The sequence below is a fragment of the Blastomonas sp. genome (assembly GCF_041747255.1).
Lineage (GTDB): Bacteria > Pseudomonadota > Alphaproteobacteria > Sphingomonadales > Sphingomonadaceae > Blastomonas.
The window spans coordinates 1-2,311 of the sequence record NZ_JBGTFM010000249.1 but is presented as its reverse complement, the minus strand read 5'-3'; the positions used below and the strand labels follow the sequence as shown (position 1 = coordinate 2,311).

The following is a 2,311-nucleotide window of genomic DNA, read 5'->3' as shown; positions in this document are numbered from 1 at the left end:
ACTGGCCACCACAACATGGGCAAGGCAGGGCGAGGACGCGAGGCGGTTCATCTGCATCTCCGAGGTTATCGCTTTGGGTTTGTTCCTGCCGTGCCGTTTCTGCCCCGAGCAGTTGCCTGATCCTGGCGATATTGTCGGCGCGGTTGCCGTTTCCAAAGAACCCGTAGTGACGGATGCGGTGCTGGCCTCTTGGCAGCACGTGGATCAGGAAACGGCGGATAAACTCCGGCGTGGCCAGCGTCATGGTGGTGTGACGGCCCGCGCCCTTGCGGCGGTAATCTTTGACGCGGAATGTGACGCCGTGTTCGTCCATGCGGATCAGGCGGCTGTTGGAGATCGCGACACGGTGGGTGTAGCGCGACAGGTAGGCCAGCACAGCCCTGGGTCCGGCGAAAGGCTCTTTGGCATACACGACCCAGTCGGTTTTGCGCAGCGGTTGCAGGAAAGCGTCGAAGGCCGCACAATCATCAAGCTCGGCGTGGTCGCCAAAGAAGTGCAGCTTCCCAGCCTTGTGCCGCTTGGCCAGCCCTTCCAGAATGAGACGGCGATACAGACGGGATAGCACGCGGACGGACAGGAAGAAGTTCTTGCGGCTGTTGATCCATTTTGAACCGTCTTCCGACAAGCCACCTCCCGGCACGATCATATGCACATGCGGGTGGTGCGTCATGGCGGATCCCCAGGTGTGCAAAACCGATGTGATGCCGACCCGTGCGCCGAGATGCTTTGGATCGGCGGCGATCTTGATCACCGTGTCCGCACTCGCCCGCATCAGCAGATTGTAGATCTCGCGTTTGTTTTGATGCGCGATATCAGCGATGGGCTTGGGCAGTGTGAAGACCAGATGGAAATAGCGCACCGGCAGCAGCTCGGCCTCACGTGCCGCCAGCCATGCTTTTGCGGCCGTGGATTGGCATTTGGGGCAATGGCGGTTGCGGCAAGAATTGTAGGCGATGTGCTCATGCGCGCAGTCAGCGCAACGCACGACATGTCCGCCAAGTGCCGCCGTTCGGCAGTTCTCGATTGCCGACATCACCTTCAACTGTGTCAGGCTGACATGTCCCGCGTTCGTCGCACGCCAAGCAGCGCCATGGGTGCGGAAAATATCCGCAACCTCCAACTGTGAACGAGGCAAGGCGGCTTACGAAGCGCCTCTCTTGCCCTTCCTGCGCGTGGTTTGGTTCAGGTCGTCCAGCGGGCTGTCCACCGCCGCGATCATGCCAGTGGCGACGCTTGCATACCGCGCTGTCGTTGTGAGCTTGGTGTGCCCAAGCAGCGCCTGAATGACCCTGATATCCACACCACGCTCCAGCAGATGTGTTGCAAAACTGTGCCTCAACGTGTGCAAGGTGACCGGTTTGGTAATCCCGGCTTCCCGCGCGGTCTCTTTGAACAGTCGCGATATCTGTCGCGCCGAAAGGTGCTTGCCACGATAGCCAGGAAAGAGGACCCGATCGGGCCCGGGCACATCCTTGTCCTGACCGGTCGGCCGCTCTTTCCACCAGTCGCGCAGAAGGCTCAGAATATCCGCAGGCAGCATGACGTTACGATCCTTGCGGCCCTTCGCCTGGACGATCCGGATGATTTGCTGCGCGCTATCGATATCACCAACTTTCAGCCTAACGACCTCGCCTGCACGCATCCCGCAGCCATAAGCCAAGGACAGCATCACACGCGCCTTCGGGCTCGGCGCCATGGCCAAGACGCGCTTGATCTCCGATCTGCTGAGAACCAGAGGCACCTTCACCGGTTCCCTGAGACTGAAAATCTCGCCGACCAGATCATGCCGTCGAAGCGTCACACGGAACAGGAATTTGACGCCGGTCATCGTCTGGTTGCGCGTGCAGATGCTCGTCCCGCTCTCGACCAGATGCTGCTGGAAATGCTTCACATCATCCGGTGTTGCCGTCTCCGGCGAGCGCCCGAGCCAAGCCGCAAACCGCTTGCAGGCGCGCAGGTGACTGGTCTGCGATGCAGGGCCGAGATTGCGCCCCAACATATCCGCGATCATGCGGGCACGAAGGGGCGTCATTGGTGTCGATTGTTGAATGTTCACGGGAAAACCCTCTGTCAATCGAGGCAAAATCACCTCGGCCAACAGCACACACCCGACATTCAAAACCGCGCAACAAATCCCTGCTCAGCGCAACACCCGCCACAAGCGCCCCTATCGCGGAGCGATTTAGTGCAGGAGCCCAAATTTGCTGACGCTGCGTTTAGCTCAAATGTCAGTTCCCGCCTTATTCATCGCGCCCAGGTTCATTCGAATCGCTGGAAAACAGCGCGATCTTGTTGCCGTGCGGGTCACGAA

The 2,311-nt window shown here is 59.8% G+C and carries 2 protein-coding genes; both read right to left on the bottom strand.

Annotation, left to right across the window (positions count from 1 at the left end; genetic code table 11):
- A partial coding sequence (locus tag ACEW8G_RS08625) for an IS91 family transposase (protein WP_373488018.1) occupies positions 1–1,135 on the bottom strand: 1,135 nt, incomplete at its 3' end.
- Positions 1,136–1,141: 6 nt separating this feature from the next.
- Complete coding sequence (locus tag ACEW8G_RS08620; protein WP_373488019.1) at positions 1,142–2,089, bottom strand: tyrosine-type recombinase/integrase; 948 nt, start codon at positions 2,087–2,089, stop codon at positions 1,142–1,144.
- Positions 2,090–2,311: the final 222 nt, after the last annotated feature.